The organism is Clostridium folliculivorans, from assembly GCF_024341905.1.
Classification (GTDB): Bacteria; Bacillota; Clostridia; order Clostridiales; family Clostridiaceae; genus Clostridium_AR; species Clostridium_AR folliculivorans.
In genome coordinates, this window is the sequence record NZ_BQXY01000006.1 from 45909 (window position 1) to 62929 (window position 17021).

Annotated in this window: 14 protein-coding genes; 10 read left to right on the forward strand and 4 right to left on the reverse strand. The window is 30.2% G+C overall.

Annotated elements, in window-relative coordinates; all coding sequences use genetic code 11:
- Nucleotides 1-81 precede the first annotated feature (81 nt).
- Genes OCU55_RS16555 through OCU55_RS16565 form a run of 3 tightly spaced genes read left to right on the forward strand, consistent with a single transcriptional unit; the run spans nt 82 to nt 2821 of the window.
- Entirely contained in the window at nt 82-954 is an 873-nt protein-coding gene (locus tag OCU55_RS16555; protein WP_261853402.1) for a hydrogenase small subunit, read from the forward strand.
- Nucleotides 951-2342 (forward strand): nickel-dependent hydrogenase large subunit, encoded by a 1392-nt coding sequence (locus tag OCU55_RS16560; RefSeq protein WP_261853403.1) that lies wholly within the window; start codon nt 951-953, stop codon nt 2340-2342. The genes OCU55_RS16555 and OCU55_RS16560 overlap by 4 nt, the downstream gene beginning before the upstream one ends.
- Nucleotides 2339-2821, forward strand: coding sequence for a hydrogenase maturation protease (locus OCU55_RS16565; protein ID WP_261853404.1), 483 nt, complete (start codon nt 2339-2341; stop codon nt 2819-2821). The genes OCU55_RS16560 and OCU55_RS16565 overlap by 4 nt, the downstream gene beginning before the upstream one ends.
- A gap of 195 nt (nt 2822-3016) precedes the next feature.
- Here OCU55_RS16565 and OCU55_RS16570 read toward each other — a convergent pair whose 3' ends face one another.
- On the reverse strand, nt 3017-3919 hold the full coding sequence (locus tag OCU55_RS16570) for an RICIN domain-containing protein (protein WP_261853405.1): 903 nt from the start codon (nt 3917-3919) through the stop codon (nt 3017-3019).
- Between the two features lie 491 nt (nt 3920-4410).
- On the opposite strand from OCU55_RS16570, the gene OCU55_RS16575 reads away from it, so the two are divergent.
- Nucleotides 4411-5004 carry a nuclease-related domain-containing protein gene (locus tag OCU55_RS16575; protein ID WP_261853406.1) on the forward strand — a complete coding sequence of 198 codons (594 nt, stop codon included), beginning with the start codon at nt 4411-4413 and terminating at the stop codon, nt 5002-5004.
- A gap of 856 nt (nt 5005-5860) precedes the next feature.
- The gene (locus OCU55_RS16580; protein ID WP_261853407.1) at nt 5861-7321 is read left to right on the forward strand and encodes a L,D-transpeptidase family protein; all 1461 of its coding nucleotides are present in this window, start codon (nt 5861-5863) and stop codon (nt 7319-7321) included.
- A gap of 390 nt (nt 7322-7711) precedes the next feature.
- On the opposite strand, the gene OCU55_RS16585 is transcribed toward OCU55_RS16580, so the two are convergent.
- On the reverse strand, nt 7712-8794 hold the full coding sequence (locus OCU55_RS16585) for a UvrB/UvrC motif-containing protein (RefSeq protein WP_261853408.1): 1083 nt from the start codon (nt 8792-8794) through the stop codon (nt 7712-7714).
- A 330-nt stretch (nt 8795-9124) separates the two neighbouring features.
- On the opposite strand from OCU55_RS16585, the gene OCU55_RS16590 reads away from it, so the two are divergent.
- From OCU55_RS16590 to OCU55_RS16605, 4 genes are all read left to right on the forward strand, one after another.
- The gene (locus tag OCU55_RS16590) at nt 9125-10828 is read left to right on the forward strand and encodes a sialidase (RefSeq protein ID WP_261853409.1); all 1704 of its coding nucleotides are present in this window, start codon (nt 9125-9127) and stop codon (nt 10826-10828) included.
- A 308-nt stretch (nt 10829-11136) separates the two neighbouring features.
- On the forward strand, nt 11137-11514 hold the full coding sequence (locus tag OCU55_RS16595) for a GntR family transcriptional regulator (RefSeq protein WP_261853410.1): 378 nt from the start codon (nt 11137-11139) through the stop codon (nt 11512-11514).
- Nucleotides 11515-11533: 19 nt separating this feature from the next.
- Nucleotides 11534-12664: a DUF1648 domain-containing protein gene (locus tag OCU55_RS16600; protein WP_261853411.1), complete on the forward strand. Its 1131-nt coding sequence runs from the start codon at nt 11534-11536 to the stop codon at nt 12662-12664.
- Between the two features lie 27 nt (nt 12665-12691).
- On the forward strand, nt 12692-13471 hold the full coding sequence (locus OCU55_RS16605; protein WP_261853412.1) for a YhfC family intramembrane metalloprotease: 780 nt from the start codon (nt 12692-12694) through the stop codon (nt 13469-13471).
- A gap of 81 nt (nt 13472-13552) precedes the next feature.
- Here OCU55_RS16605 and OCU55_RS16610 read toward each other — a convergent pair whose 3' ends face one another.
- On the reverse strand, nt 13553-14629 hold the full coding sequence (locus tag OCU55_RS16610; protein WP_261853413.1) for a GGDEF domain-containing protein: 1077 nt from the start codon (nt 14627-14629) through the stop codon (nt 13553-13555).
- Nucleotides 14630-15099: 470 nt separating this feature from the next.
- On the opposite strand from OCU55_RS16610, the gene OCU55_RS16615 reads away from it, so the two are divergent.
- On the forward strand, nt 15100-16452 hold the full coding sequence (locus OCU55_RS16615) for an MATE family efflux transporter (RefSeq protein ID WP_261853414.1): 1353 nt from the start codon (nt 15100-15102) through the stop codon (nt 16450-16452).
- 274 nt (nt 16453-16726) lie between these two features.
- On the opposite strand, the gene OCU55_RS16620 is transcribed toward OCU55_RS16615, so the two are convergent.
- Nucleotides 16727-16996, reverse strand: a complete 270-nt coding sequence (locus OCU55_RS16620; protein WP_261853415.1) for a SemiSWEET transporter — start codon at nt 16994-16996, stop codon at nt 16727-16729.
- Nucleotides 16997-17021: the final 25 nt, after the last annotated feature.

The window sequence follows — 17021 nt, forward strand, 5'->3', positions numbered from 1 at the left end:
ATATAAAAAACAGCTTTAAGAGTATAAAGATAATTATAAAAGAATAGAATTTACCAAAAGCTATATTTTTGAGAGGTAGAATTGTCAAGAAAGATATGTCAAAGAGAACTGATAACATCTACATTAAAGAGGCTAGAAAATAATAAAATAAAAAAGATAAACCTAATTTGGTTAGAAGCCTGTGGCTGTTCGGGAAATATAATTTCGCTTTTAGATGCAGCGACACCAGATGTTTATTATGTCTTATCTGAAATGGTTAACATGACCTACAATAATAGCATCATGGGAGCTGAGGGGCAAAGAGCGTTTGATAAATTTCTTGAAACCTTAGATACAGAATTTATATTGGTAGTAGAAGGGGCAGTTTCTTCTAAAGACTCTGGAATTTATAATATGGTAGCAAACTATAATGGGAAGATTATATCTGGGGCAGAAGCAGTAACCCTAGCTGCAGGGAAAGCAAAATATATTTTGGCAGTGGGTACCTGTGCCTCATATGGGGGGATTTCTGCAGCCAAGCCTAATCCTTCTTCAAGTAAGAGTGTTATTGAATTTCTAAGTAATCAATCATATCAGATTATAAGGGTTCCAGGATGTCCTGCAAATCCTAGATGGGTGATAAGTACTATAGCTCATTTGATATCATTTGGATTGCCACAATTAGATTCAGAATATAGGCCACTATTTTTATATGAAGAAACTATACACACTCATTGTTCAAGAAGATCTTATTTTGATAAGAAAATATTTGCAAAACAGCTAGGTGACAAAGAATGTATGTATCAATTAGGGTGTAGAGGTCCAATAACAAGGGCGGATTGCGCTTTAAGGAAGTGGAATGATAGAGTCAATTGGCCTGTAGAAGATAATACCCCTTGTATTGGATGCGTAAACAGAGGATTTCCAGATGAGATGGAGCCTTTTATCAATTTTCAATCAGGAGAAAAGTTATGAGTGAAAAAATTGTTATAAATCCTATCACAAGAATAAGTGGCTTTATGCAAATTGAAGTAACTATAGATAAGAATGTTATAATTGATGCCCGAAACAATGGGTTTTTGTTTAGGGGATTTGAGGAAATGTTAAAAGGAAGATCGCCTTTTGATGCTATTTATTTCACTGAAAGAATATGTGGTATATGTTCTACTGCTCATGGATTTGTATCTGCCCTTGCATTGGAAGATGCGTTAAAAGTTCAGCCTGATGAGAATGGAAGTATGATTAGACAGATAATGCATGGATGTGAATTTTTACAAAATCATATAAGACATTTTTATCAATTTACAATACCGGACTATGTACAAATAGATATGAACCCAGTAAACGATAATAATGGGCGAAAATATAAATTACCAAAGGATTTAAATACAAAGTTAAGTAATCATTATGTAGAAGCTCTTAAATATAGTAGAGATGCACATAAGATGCTGGCTATATTAGGTGGAAAAGCACCTCATAGTCATGGAGTTTTTGTTGGAGGCGTTACAGCCAATGTTATTGTGATAGATATTATAGAATTAAAATCTATACTGGCATCCATTAAAGATTTTATTAATAATGTAATGTTAGATGATATTAATATTATTTCAAGATATTACGGTGAGGATTTCAAGAACGGAAAAGGTTATGGCAATTTTATGAGTTATGGAGCTTTTGATAATAGTTTCAATGAACCCCAGACATATGTTAAAAGTGGCGTGATGATAAATAATATAAGATATGATTTTGATCCTGCAAAAATAGAAGAGGATTCTGTTTATACCTATAGCCCAAGTTCTGTTGGGGGTGGAAGTATATCTTCTGATACTAATAAGAAAGATGCTTATACATGGGTTAAGGCAGCAAGATATAATGGGATGCCAATGGAGGTAGGGCCACTTGCCAGATTGTGGATAAATGGAAAGTATACTAACGGCGTATCTACATTAGATAGGGTTACAGCTAGAGTTATAGAAGTTAAGATAATATGCGATATAATAGAAAGGCTTTTAGAGATGATAAAGCCTTCAAAAGCTACTCAACAGATATGGAAGGTGCCACAAAGTGCTGAAGGAGCAGGCCTTAGAGATACTACAAGAGGTGCATTAGCACATTGGATTAGCATAGCTAATCAAAAAATTAGTAAATACAATATAATAACACCATCTGGATGGAATATATCGCCAGAAGACTCTAAGGGAAATAAGGGTGTTATAGAAAAGGCACTAATAGGAACCTATATTGAAGATGTTAAAGCCCCTTCTGAAATAGGAAGAATAGTAAGGTCCTTTGATCCATGTGTTTCCTGTGCGACTCATGTAATAAGTGATCAATATAATGATTTTGTTATGAGGCTTGTATGATTAAAGTTATAGGTATCGGGAATATATTAATGTGCGATGATGGAATTCCAATGAAGATAATTAATGTTATTGAACATAAGCTGAGAAAATTAGATTTAGATATACAATTTATAAAGGCAGAAACTGATTTAGATTTTGCACTAGACTGTTTAGTAGATAATGATTTAATATTTATAATTGATAGTACCTATTTTGGTATAGAGTGTGGATCTGTTACATTAATTCCATTAGATGATAATGAACGATATATCAGTTCTTCATCCTTTATGCATAATAGAAGCTTAGTTTCAGAAATTAAAAATTCTAAATTCAATATAAGCGGTTTTATTATAGGGATAGAAGTAGATCAGATATGTTTTAGTTTGAGCTTATCGAAAAAAATGGTTAAAGAGTTTAACAATGTATGCAATAAGGTTTATGAGATAATTAAGGAAAATTGCACGAGCTTAATGTTGAAAAAAGCTGATAATTATCTTTAAATAAGTAATTATATTATACTGATTAAATTTTAATTTAGATAGAATATTAGATAGGTTATTTATGTGTTTTTTATAATGGAAATGAAATATCTATATGTAAGTATACAATATAAGAACTAGGGTTGACTTTTCAAGTTATGAGAAGTCAACCCTATATATTTTTAGAGATACAATATAAAAGCTATAAGCTAGTTATTACTTACTAATACTATAACTAATCTTCTGGTTCCCAAAGTTTTGTGCATTTGGAATAGCATTAGGGTTATTTTCATAATCAAAGAATATATCAATCCAGTATTGAGATTTTTGGAAGGCTAAATCCCCTTTATCTTGTACAACAAAGGAACTTTTATTTCCATAGCCAGGGAGGTAAAGAGGACTACTTGTAGTGATTATTGAACCGAATGGAAATATTGGTGCAGAATAAGCATTGGATCTATCTGATGGATGTACAGCACAGGTAGTATAAGGAGTTGGAGAAACTCCAGAAGCCGTAATTCCTCCTACTGGAGAGGTGTAAGCAGTAAAATCTTGATTAGTATAGGTTTGTCCATTTCCGGTGCTGCTTCCAGTTTCCACTATTCTCCACTTTTGAGCGGCACTTTCGTTATCTGAATAAATATCAACATTTGTATAATCAGCAGTTCCAGCTGCATAAACATCAAGAGCTTTTTTGCTATTGGTGTTTATAAGTTTATATGTTCCATCACTATTAGCTACAATGCTCCACTTTTGAGCAGCAGTACCATTGTCATCGTAAATATCAATGTTAGTGTAATCAGCGGTTCCGGCAGCATAAACATCAAGAGCCTTGTTACTATTTACATTTAGAAGTTTATATGTGCCATCAGAGTTAGAATATATTGTCCACTTCTGAGCATCAGTTCCATTATCTGTGAAGATATCAACATTAGTATAGTTAGCAGTTCCGGCAGCATAAACGTCAAGTGCTTTACCGCTACCAGCATTAATTAATTTATAAGTTTTTCCTGAAGTTATAGAGGCTGCAGAAGCATTGACAGGTTTCAGAATACCAACTGATAATAATGCTACAGCAGCTAAAGCTAGGAGCCTTTTAGAAAATACATGTTTACCCATTTTTAAAACACATCCTTTAATTTTATTAGATTTGAAAGATACATATATAGAAAAGAAATAAAAGTAGATTTTGGTTAAGTTATTTCAATAATTAAAGAGTCTTCATAATCACTCCTTTCTGAAAAGAAAAATAAGAAAATAAATATAAAAGAAAAGGGAATTAAAGAAATGTAACGTTATGATAAAGTTGAGGTGTCCTTGTTGCAAGTGTATTCACTAATTAAATTATATCAAGTTGCATTTAAGCGGTCAATATAAGGTCTGTTAAGTTTCTGCATGTTATTAATTTTATTTAGATGTCCTATCCTAGAACTTTTTGATAAGATATTGTTAAGGGATATTGTACTGACAGTCAATTTGAGAATATAATAGGATAAGTTGTCTTACCAATAGATTATAATTAATGTAGTATTATCAAAAGTTTGATACCTAAACAGGGTCTAGAGCGTCTAATTTATATTTGATTACTTTTGGTAAAGGGAGAAATAATAATGAGCGTATTAGTAGAACTATTAATGAAATTTTGGTACTTATGGATTTTAATGATTTTAGCTTTGATACTAGATCTTTTTATGCCGAGGATTAAAGACCGCCTTGGTGAAAAGTCAGTTGAATTTTACTTATCTGGATTGGATGAGAGTAAATACGAGATAATTAATCAATTGATATTAAAACTAGAGGAAAATACTATACAAATAGATAATATTGTTGTATCGAACTTCGGTATTTTTGTAATACAAGCTGAAAATTATAAAGGGAAGATCATTGGAAGAGAGTTTGATGAAAGCTGGCAGCAAAGACTTCATGTAAAGACGGAAAAATTACAGAATCCTATATGTGAAAATAATAAGCATATACAAGCTCTACAACAAATACTAAAAGAATTTGGCGAATTAAGATACATTCCAATTGTAACTTTTACAACTAATGTTGATTTGAAAGTTACATCCAATACTAATGTTGTGTATACAATCCATTTAGTGAAAACAATTAAAAAATACACTGAAGAAATAATAAGTGATATAGATAAAAAGAAAATTTATTCTGAACTTATGTCACTAAATACAGATAGAAATGATATATAAAGATGAAATACTTCAATTGAACAGATAAACTACTTTAATCCTTAGACTCCAAATAAAGATTTCCATGAATCTACGAATATTTATCTTGATAGATTCAAATATAAAGTAGTTTATATTTATAGAAGTAAAAATAAAACTTAATATCAGACCTGAATTTCTTAACTCATGTTTAGAAAAGATAGCTACGAAAAAAATCACTAATAAAGTATTAGTGATTTTTTTCTGTATAGAAAAGCGTCGGCAGTTGCTTTGTAATGCTTGATTATGAGGCGGAATTAAAAATACCTGCAAGTACTCTATGTTTAATAAAAGGAAAATCATTTGAATTTAAGTGAGAAGATAAAAAATAATCTATCTTCAATTTAAATATAACATCATTGGATTGTGTAGTCATCAGACAAGTAATTTAATCCTAAATCAGTAAAAAGCTGAGCATAAAAAGCAGAGTTTTTATCATCAGCAGTAAACTTAAGCTTTATTGAAGATTTAGAGCTTTTGTAAAAAATTATTATGAAAATTTTTACAAAATAGTATCTATACATATTAATCTTCGTATTAATATATATCGTATTCATTTTGCTCTATGTCACTTGTAAATTTTATGCCTTAATACATAAGTTTTATTGATTGTATTAAATGAGAGGTATATAATAAATTAGTGAAAATTTACAATAATATGGAAAAAGAGTGTTTTTTTATCTATAAGGTGATTTATGTTTGGAAAAGTGGAAAGTATTATAAGTGGCACATTTATTTTAATAGTAAGAGATTTTTGTAGAAAAAATTGTATCAATAATTTTACATTTATCATAAACAATATAGTCTTAAAAATTAATCATTGAACATAGAATGAAATATGACTTTAGAGAGGGGGCATGAAGTTAAAATTTCATTACTAAATTTTGCTGCGATTATAAAAGGAGATGGTATTACGGAAAAAGATAACAGTAAACGCAATAAAATTTTGATAGGTAGCATAATTTCTCTTACTGCTCTACTTGTAATATATTTAGGTATGACCATATATTTTAGGAATCATTTCTACTTTGGTTCAGAAATTGATAGTATTAGTGTTTCAGGAAAAACTGTAGAAGAAGTAGAAAAGCAAATGCCATCTACGGTTAAAGCCTATACGTTGCAGTTAGAATCAGATAATAGCAAAAAGGAACAGATTACTGCAGATGAAATTGGATTAAAGTATAATTCAAATGGACAAGTAAAAAACTTGAAAGACAAAGAAAACCCATTTGGCTGGGTAGTAGCAGTTTTTAACTCAAAAGAGTATAAAATTTCAGAAGCAGTTTCTTTTGATAAGGAACTGTTAAAGAAGAAATTAGATAGCCTATCTTTTTTTGAAAGCAGCAATATAGTTGAACCTAAAAATGCAAGTTTTAAATATGAAAATGGAACTTATAATATTGTAAACGAGGTTAATGGTAACAAAATCAATAAGGATAAACTATATAGTATTGTCTCAGATGCAATTCTTAAAGGCGATGAAATAATAGATTTAAAGAGTACAGATTGCTATGTTAAACCTCAAATTACCGCAAGTTCACAAAAAGTTATTGATACTAAAAATACTCTTAACAAATATGTGGCTTCAAAAATTACTTATACTTTTGGAAAAAGTACAGAAGTTTTAGATGGTGCTACAATAAACAGTTGGATAAAGCTTGATGACAATTTAAATGTTTCTTTAGATGAAAGTAAGGTAAAAGAGTATGTTTCTAAGCTCTCTAATACCTATGATACAGTTGGCAAAACTAGAGATTTCGCTACTACACTTGGAAATAAGATAAAAGTGAGTGGTGGCGATTATGGATGGTCCATTAATAATGCAAAGGAAGCTCAAGCTATAATTTCTGATATAAAAGAAGGAAAGTCTGAAACTAAAGAGCCTGCTTATACAATAAAAGGTGTCTCAAGAGATAATAATGATATAGGTAGTACTTATGTTGAAGTTGATATGTCAAAGCAGCACTTATGGTTTTATAAAGATGGTAAATTGGTAGTTGAAGGAGATGTAGTTACAGGTAATATAAGCCAAAACCACTCCACTAGAGTAGGAGTTTACTATATAAAATATAAAGAAAGAAATACTAACCTAAAAGGACAAGATTACAATGTTCCTGTTAGCTATTGGATGCCTTTTGATCAAGGCATAGGAATACATGATGCAAGTTGGAGAAGTGCATTTGGAGGCAATTTATATAGGACAAATGGTTCTCATGGATGCGTAAATTCACCATTTTATCTTGCTAAAGCTGTATATGAAAATATTCAAGTAGGTACACCTGTTGTTTGCTATTATTAATAAAGACTTTAAATAAGATTAGTAAATCTTGATTTGTTTATTCTATTTTAATCATTAATTTATGAATATTTGAAAATCTTATAATAACAAGATTTCAAACAAGCATAAATTAATGTTCTTTAGACAAGCTTAATAGTGAGACAAACTCAATGTTCCCTGTAATTTATACAAGGGTTTAGAAAGCTGTATCATAGCAATATGTTAGGATACAGCTTATTTAATTTATAGGTTATATTTATAGAGTTCCTAACTCAAATATTAATTTATACATACCTGAAGATCCCCAGAAGCCGGGATTTTCGAACAAGTATAAATTAAGTTTCGATATAGGAACTCTAAAAGCATAGTATGAATAGCCTTTTAATTTCAAGACGGTGCATATCGACATTGTTAGCTGTTTAAAGCAAGCAGGTTAGAGATTGTCCTGTTTATGTTAGTCTCAAAATCTATAGAGAAAGAATCAGTATTTATAATAGAGTATCTGCAGTTATTTGATTTATTTTGTATATAACTGAAAATTATCTGGGCTTCATCTATATCATTCTTATCAAAACAAATTGAGTTATTTAAGCTAACATTGCTAAAGTGCTCTAATGTAATTTTAATCAGTTGATCAACTAGTTGATTGTTTGGGAGAAGACTAAATTTTTCATTAAAAATAACTTTATTATCTTTAATTAGGAAAAATTTTATGGAGGATTTGTCCAAGTTTTCTATGAGCATTATATTTCTATTTAACTCCATGTAGTTGATCATATTAGTTCTGTTTACAATATAATTTATAGCTTGTATATAATCTCTATATTTTGCAGCAGCTTCAAACTCTAATTTATTAACTGCATCAAGCATTTTATACTCTATTTCTTCAATTACACCTGTGTTATTCCCTTTAAGTAAAGATATAATTTTATCTATAGTTGATAAGTAACTATCTTTAGGAAAGCTTTCCATACAGATACCCATACATAATCCTAAAGAATAATTTATACAGGCAGAAGAACTTTTGAATTTATTGCTACACAAAATTTTATAATGTTCTTTCAATCCCAGAAGAGCTCTTTCAATTTTATTAGAACTTGTATAGGGGCCAAAATACATATTTCCATCATTAATAGAGTAAGTATCAGATAGATATATTTCTGGATATTTACTATTTAAAGCAATTTTTATGTAGGAGTATGATATTGGGCTTTTCATCAATTTATTGTAAATAGGCTTGATTTCTTTTATCAGTTTACATTCAAGCATAAATGCTTCAAATTCAGTGTCTGTAATAATATAATCAAAATCCTTTAAGTTTTTCACTAGCTTAACAACTTTAGGAGAATGTGATTTTGAATTTGTAAAATAAGATGAAACTCTACTCTTTAAATTTTTAGATTTTCCAACATAAATTATTGTATCTAGAGAATCCTTCATAAGATATACTCCAGAACATGAGGGGAGATTTTTAATTTTCTCTTTTAAATCCACTATATCACCTTTCAAAAATATTATTAATTTATGCAAAAGTTATTACTACGTATTTACAGTAAATCCAAAAATATAACACTGTTTCTAAATAATATATACCTTAAAATTTAGATGGTACATGGTAATATTTCAATATAAGATAATTATCATTGCTTAATGATAGGGTTATAAATTCAGTTTATATATTTAATGACCAGTTGACAATGTCTATTTATGGAAGTATATGAGGAAGATAATATAAGATGCCTTAGAATAAAGGCGTATCTATATAGAATGAATATTGAACTAGATATAAATCTAGGAAGTCTGGCTATTAAGAGGAGGGGAAGAATGAATAAAGATATTATGACTGCTTCAAAAATACTACAGAATAATTCAAATGAATTAAAAGATAAATATAACTTTGGTGAAAATGTTTATATATTTGACGAGTCAATGCCAAAAGATTATATACAAGATATATGCGATAAAATATTTAGAGCTCAGGAAGCTAATCATTTTGGTGAAGAAAGATATGCTATTTTCTTTAAACCTGGTTCATATGACTTAAATATGAAAGTTGGGTTTTACACGCAAGTAGCAGGAATTGGGGAGACACCTTATGATGTAAACGTAACAGGCTCAATAGAGGTAGATGCTGCTTGGAGTAATGGTAATGCCCTTTGTAACTTTTGGAGAGTATGTGAAAACCTTAGTATAACACCAACCAATGGAGTTGCTAAGTGGGCAGTATCTCAGGCGTCACCATTAAGAAGAGTATATATAAAAGGAGATTTAACCCTATATGATGGAGGATGGTCAAGCGGAGGATTTTTAGCTGATTCATTGATAGAGGGAGAGATAATTTCAGGGACACAGCAGCAGTGGTTTTCAAGAAATAATGAATTTAAGACATGGAACGGAAGCTCATATAATATGTTTTTTGTAGGAGATACTAATCCACCTGAAGGACAATGGCCAGAGCATCCATTTACTAAGATTGAGGCTGCTCCTGTTATGAAAGAAAAACCATTTTTAATGATAGATGCCGATGGAGATTATAAGGTATTTGTTCCTGAGTTTCAAAGAGAGACTAAAGGGACTACATGGAAGGAAAGAAAGGTTTTAGGTAAGAAAGTATCTCTTGAAAACTTTTATATAGCTTATTCAAAAAGAACTAGTGCAAGAGATATAAATTGTGCTCTTGAGCAAGGTAAAAATATACTATTTACTCCAGGAATATATCATATTGATGAAACTATAAACATAAGGAAGAAAGATACTATAATATTGGGTATTGGAATTGCAACTTTGCTTGCTGATAATGGTGTAGTGATTATGTCTATTGACGATGTTGAAGGAGTAAATGTTTCAGGGTTACTTTTCGATGCTGGAACAGTAGAATCTTTGGTATTGCTAGAGGTTGGAAAAGAAGGTGAATCTAATAACAATTCATCAAATCCAATTGTGCTAAGTGATTTGTTCTTTAGAGTTGGAGGAGCAGATATAGGCAAGGTTGAGGTGTGTTTAAAGATAAATAGTGATTATGTGATTGGTGATCATTTTTGGGTATGGCGTGCAGATCATGGAAAAGGTGTAGGTTGGGATACCAATATCACTTCAAATGGAGTAATAGTAAATGGTAATGATGTCACCTTATATGCACTTATGGTTGAGCATTTTCATAAATATCAAACTATATGGAATGGTGAGAGAGGAAAAACTTATTTTTATCAAAGTGAAATCCCGTATGATGCACCAAATCAGGCTAGCTGGATGAATGGTAAGACTAAAGGATATGCATCCTATAAGGTTAGTGATAAGGTAAATTCACATGAAGCCTACGGTTTAGGGGTTTATAGTTATATCATTAATCGTGGCATTAAGCTTGATAGTGCCATTGAGATGCCAGATAAAAAGAATGTAAAGATCAAAAATGCAGTTACAGTTTATCTAAATGGTCACGGTGGGATTTCTAATATAATTAATAAAGACAACAAATCTGTGAATTGGTTTAATCGTATGAGTAGAAGTATGGAATACTTGCAAAAATAATAGTTCTAAGTAAAGGGAGATGTTGTAAAACTATTAAGGAAATAGTTTTGCAACATTTTTTTGTTTTAGTATATCTTACATATTTCAACAGGACGCTTTAGTAGCGCCATATTTTTAAGTTTTTTCACCAGAAGCTGTGAAAGTTTTAAAATAGACTTCAGATTGAGTATGCACATTTTTTATAATCACAGTAAAAAATAAAAAAAAATTATTATTTCGAATATAGTATATTGATTTATAGTTATATCTGTTATATATTATATATAACAAATATAACTTGTATAATTAAAAATGAGAGGAAGTGCAGAATGCTGATAAAGATAGATTTTCAAAGCGAAGTACCTATATACCTCCAATTAAAGAATCAAATTGTCCATGGAATAGCAAGTGGAGAGCTTAAGCCAGAAGAAAGTTTACCGTCAGTTCGTCAAATGGCAGAAGATATCGGTATAAATCTTCATACAGTAAATAAAGGATATAACTTATTAAAAGATGAAGGCTTTGTAACAATAGATAGACGTAAGGGTGCAGTGGTTAATGCAATTCCAATAAAGCAAAATGAAAAGGCTACAAATTCTTTGAAGGAAGAATTAAAGAACATTATTGCACAAGCTCATTGTTTTGGAGTTTCTAAGGAAGATTTTATTAGTGAATGTAAAAAATTATATTATGAATATGAGAAGTGAACCTTAAGGAGGTTTGTTTATGAGTGATTTATTTATTATGAATTTAATGTCTGCTTTAGTTATAGGATTATTGTATGTTACGTTTTTGCTTACTCCTAAAATGACTAGAAAGGATATAATATTTGGAATTGTAATACCACTAGATAGAGCCAAAGACAAAGAGATTGAAGCAGCTACCAAAAGTTATTATGCAAATATTACAATTTTCACTACTGTTATTGCTGTTCTATATTTTGTAGTTCAGAATACTATTTTTAATAATCCAGCAATTTTAGTAGCAGTAGTTTTTATTATAATTTTTGTGTATTTTTTAATATTTTTAAAAGCTAATAGTAGAATTAAAGCTTATAAAGCTAAAAATAACTTGCTAGCAAATAAAAAGCAGATGGTTTATGTAAATACAGAAATGTCACAAAAGTTGAGAAATACTGCAGTACTATCATCCTTTTGGTTCATAATACCTGCAATAATAGCGGCTTGTAATCTAATATTACCATTGATGAAATATGATCAGCTTCCTTCTAAAATAGGAATCCACTGGAATATATATGGAGTAGCAGATAACTTCATCGATAAGTCTGTAGGGGCAGTAATAACAAATGGGATGATGATGGTAATATTAGTAGGTATATTAGCTTTTGCTAACTACTCTATTGCAATTAGTAAAAACAAGATCGATGTAGCTCAGCCTATGTCTTCATCACAAAAATTATATAAATTTAAAAGATTTAATTCAATCATGTTATTTTCATTAACTTTAGTAATTTCTAGTTTAATAACAGTATTTAATTTAAATTCATTAAATCTAATTTCTGTTAATTTAGCAAAAATAACTCCAGTGTTGATAGTTGCCTTTGTACTGATAATTTTTGTACCGATATTCTTAACTTTTAAACTTGGCCAAGGAGGAAGTAATTTAAAAACTTCAACTAATGAAGATATCGATAATACTGTTAGTAATATAGATGATGATATATTTTGGAAGCTTGGATCAATATACTATAACCCAAATGATCCTTCGCTTTTCGTAGAAAAACGTTTTGGTGTTGGTTGGACATTAAACTTTGGCAATAAGATTGCCATTGCCATATCAATTGGATTTATAATTTTAATACTGGCAATGTGTATATTTCCTTTGATATTTTCTTAATTAATTTTAAAGTAAGGGGTAAATGTAATGGTAAGTAATAGTGTGATTATTTCTTTAGTTGTTGTTATGGTTTTATGTTTTGTAGTTCCTATAGGAACACTCATCTTCTTTAAGGTAAAAGAGCATTTCTCTATAAAAACTACTTTCGTAGGAATATTAGGGTTTGTGTTATTTAGCTTAGTACTAGAGCAGTTTATGCATAAGGCGGTGATATCCTCTAAAATATTAACAGTGGGTACGTTAGGTTTTGGTATTTATGGAGCACTTGCTGCTGGAGTTTTTGAAGAAGTTGGACGTTTTGTAATGTTTAAGACTCTGCTTAAAAAAAATAGAGAGTGGAAAGATGGTATAGGCTATGCAATAGGTCATGGAGGAATAGAGGCAATATTGTTAGGTGGATTAGGCATGGTCAATTCATTAGTTATAGCGCTAGCTGTAAATTCAGGTACACTAGGAGTATTACTAAAAGGCCAGAGTTCATCTGTTGCAGATACTGTGAAGAACTCTGTAGTAAATGCAACTGCTGCAGGGGTAGCACTTGGCGGAGCTGAGAGAGTATTTGCATTTATAATTCAAATAGCTCTTACTTTTGTAGTTTTATATGGAATAAAGCAAAGAAAGAATATATACCTTCTAATAGCAATTTTAATTCATGCTTTAGTTGATCTTGCGCCAGCTTTATATCAATCTAAGATTATAACTAGTGTTGCAGCTATAGAAGGATTGCTATGTATTTTTGCAATAGTTGGATTAGTATTTATAGTTAGAAGTAAGAAAATGTTTGAAAATGCTGAACTTAATGATTAATAATAGAAATAGAAATATGAGAAAGGCCATGCAAGTAAAGGAGCAAGTTCCTTTATGTGCATGGTCTTTTTTTCTTTAAGTCTAGCAGACTTTGTTTCTACCTGTACGCTTTGCAAGGTATAAAGCATCATCAGCTGCATCCAAGATATTATTGATATTAACTACTGAATCAGGATAAGAAGCTACGCCTATAGAAACTGTTACATGAATTTGCTTATTGTCCTCAATTGTGAATAAGGCTTCTTCTACATTTTTTCTTATCCGTTCTGCAATTTCGGCTGCATGCTTACAATTACAATCAAGTAAAATTGCGGTGAATTCTTCACCACCATTCCTAGAAACTATATCGAAGCTTCTGCAAGAATTCATTAGTATATCGCTAAACTGCTTCAAAACCAAGTCCCCAGACGAATGACCGTAGGTATCATTTACTTTTTTAAAAAAATCTATATCTAGCATAAGAATTGATAAATGTTCATTTTTTTCAACAGTGTTATGTATGAGGTGATTTAACATATTATCAAAAGATCTTACATTATTAAGTCCAGTAAGAAAATCCTTAGTAGATTCATATTTTAGCTTTCTATTAAGAGTATTAATTTTAGTTATATAATTTAAAATGTAGTACACTAAGGCACATACAATAATATTGCTAATTATATAGTTTTTCAATACTATGAAGAGGAAAGTATAGTTTGAGATAAGTATTGAAAAAACTACTATTCCATACAGTAGATTTAGTAAAGTCATATGGAGGAACTTTAATTTGTAGTTAACTTTAAGTTTGTATACAATGCTGTAAGCTAATAATAAAACAATTAAGCCTAAGGATCCTACTATAGAAGCCTCATTGATACCATAATAACCAATTCTGAATATCACTATAATAATTGTAGTTATAAGGTTAGATAAAAAACCTCCATAAATTGATGAAACAATCATAGCTATTATCCTAAAATCTAAGTGTATCTTATCATATATGGTAATGCCGTAAAAAATTAAAACACATCCTACAAAGCCTGTTAAGAGTCCTAATAATATCTTATCTTTTATAGTGGTATTGTCTTCAAAGTTAATATTCTTATGTTCAAACAATTGATTGCCGAGAAATAAGAATGTTATAAGAATGGTAGCATTTACAAACAGTAAACTAATCATATAGCTCACCTCCAAACAAAATTATTATATACAAATTATAGCATAGCTTGTACATTTGTTGGATATGAATAAAAAATAATTATTAATAAATAAAATTTACTTGAAAATAGTTTCTCAAGAAAAGGTTTTAGATTAAAGTAGTTTATCGGTGAAACTGCTCTAATACAGTTTTAATAAAAAGTAATAAGAAAAGTATTCTTATATTGCCAGTAGGAGTTATAATAATAAAGTGGTGTTTATATCACAAGAGTGAGTAATAAAGCTATATAAACACTTCAGAACAGAATGTATATTTAAAAACTATATTCTCATAAACAAATAGGTTCGAACTGGTACATCTATATCGATTAATTCTATTTAGAAAGGCGTATATAGGAACTTGGCGATTGGGTAATAAATATTTATAAGTAGATTCTTATAAATATTTATTGTTTATATTTCGCGCAGTGGTCTTATACGTAGGTGACAAAATGAAGTTTATCCGTAAAGATATCATCACTATGACACTGCCAATTCTTGCGGAGCAATTATTTGTAATGTCTATGGGAATGGTAAACACCATGATGGCAGGCCATATAGGAAAAGAAGCTGTATCAGCAATTGGTATGGTAGACTCAGTAAACAATATTTTTATAGCTTTCTTTTCAGCACTAGCAATTGGAGGAATGGTTGTAGTAGCCCAATTTATAGGACAGGGAAATACGAAAAAGGCAAATGAATCTATGAAACAAGCATTGTACTCTGGAGTATTTATAACGCTAATCATTACACTTCTAATGTTTTTATTTAAAGAACCACTAATAAAGCTTCTTTTCGGATCTGTAGATTATGAGGTTATGCATTCAACAGATAAGTACTTATCTATAACACTTTTAACTTATCCGTTTATAACAATAGATCTAATCTGCAATGGTATACTTAGAGGAGCAGGAGATACTAAAACGCCTATGAAAATAACTATTTTCATGAACATTATGAATGTTGCTTTTACTTTTTCTTTTATAAATATAGTAAAGTTAGGGGTCACAGGTGCAGCAATAGGCATAGCTTTAGCTAGAGTAATTGGTGCGTTGCTTGTATTAAGTGTTTTATTAAGAGGATCAAAGATTATTAAGTTAACGGAAATAAAGAAATTCAAACCTAATAAAGGCTTGCTTACTCCTATATTTTCAGTTGGGTTACCGGCTAGCGTTGAATCTTTGGTATTTAACGGAGGGAAGTTAATAACACAAATATATATTGTTAATATGGGAACTGCGGTTATAGCTGCAAATTCTATAACAAACTCAATTGGTGGGATGATAAATATACCTGGAAATGCTTTATGCGTTACTGCTACAGCATTGGTAGGTCAATACATGGGAAGAGGGGATAGTAAGGAAGCTGAAAAAACTCTAGCTTATATCACTAAACTTGCAACAGTTGCTTTAACAATTATGGCACTGGCGGTTTTGCCCTTTTCAAGAATACTTCCTTCACTATATACTAGTGATCAAGAAATAGTTAATCTCAGTGCTCATGTTTGCAGACTATATTCTATCTTTACTCCAGTTTGGGCAATTTCTTTTGTATTACCATCGGGACTTAAAGGTGCAGGTGATGGTAAGTATACAATGATTACGTCGTTTATAGGTATGTGGGCTTTTAGAGTTACTATGGGATACTTCATAGGAGTCACTTTACACTTTGGACTTGCAGGTGTATGGATGGGAATGTTCATAGACTGGGTAGTTAGAGGAATATTATATTTCATTAGATTTGTAAGAGGAAAATGGAAGAATCGTGTAGTAATTCAGAGAATGGTTGAGACAACCTCAGCATAAATTATTTAAATATCAGTAAAAATCATCAATAAGTATATTGAATAGATCAATAGAATAATAAGCAAAATATATGCTAACTAAAGTTGGGGATTAAAAAAGTAGCTAAAGGTTTTAGCTACTTTTTTATTTTCATTATATATTTAAATAAAGGGAAATCAAAATACTAAGAGACATGGATGTACCACTTCATAATAAAACTTATTATTTTTAAAACTCTCACCAGAACCAATGAGAGTTTTAAAAATAGATTTCGGATCGAAGTGATACAGCTATATTAACTTTCATTAAATTTTCGAACATTATCAAACTTATATTTTAATATTATTGATGCTAAAACCAAGGTTACTGCATTTGCTGCTATTATAGCAATATCTTTTATGTAAGCACCATAGATTAACCAACAAAATACACCAATTGTAAAAAGAAGATACATAACGAAAGATATACCTGCAGTATCTTTTGTTTTTATTGTTTTTACTGCTTGGGGAACAAAGGAAACCGTTGTTAAAATCGCTGCTATTATACTTATAAACTTAAAAAACATCATGCCCTCCTTCGATATATAAACT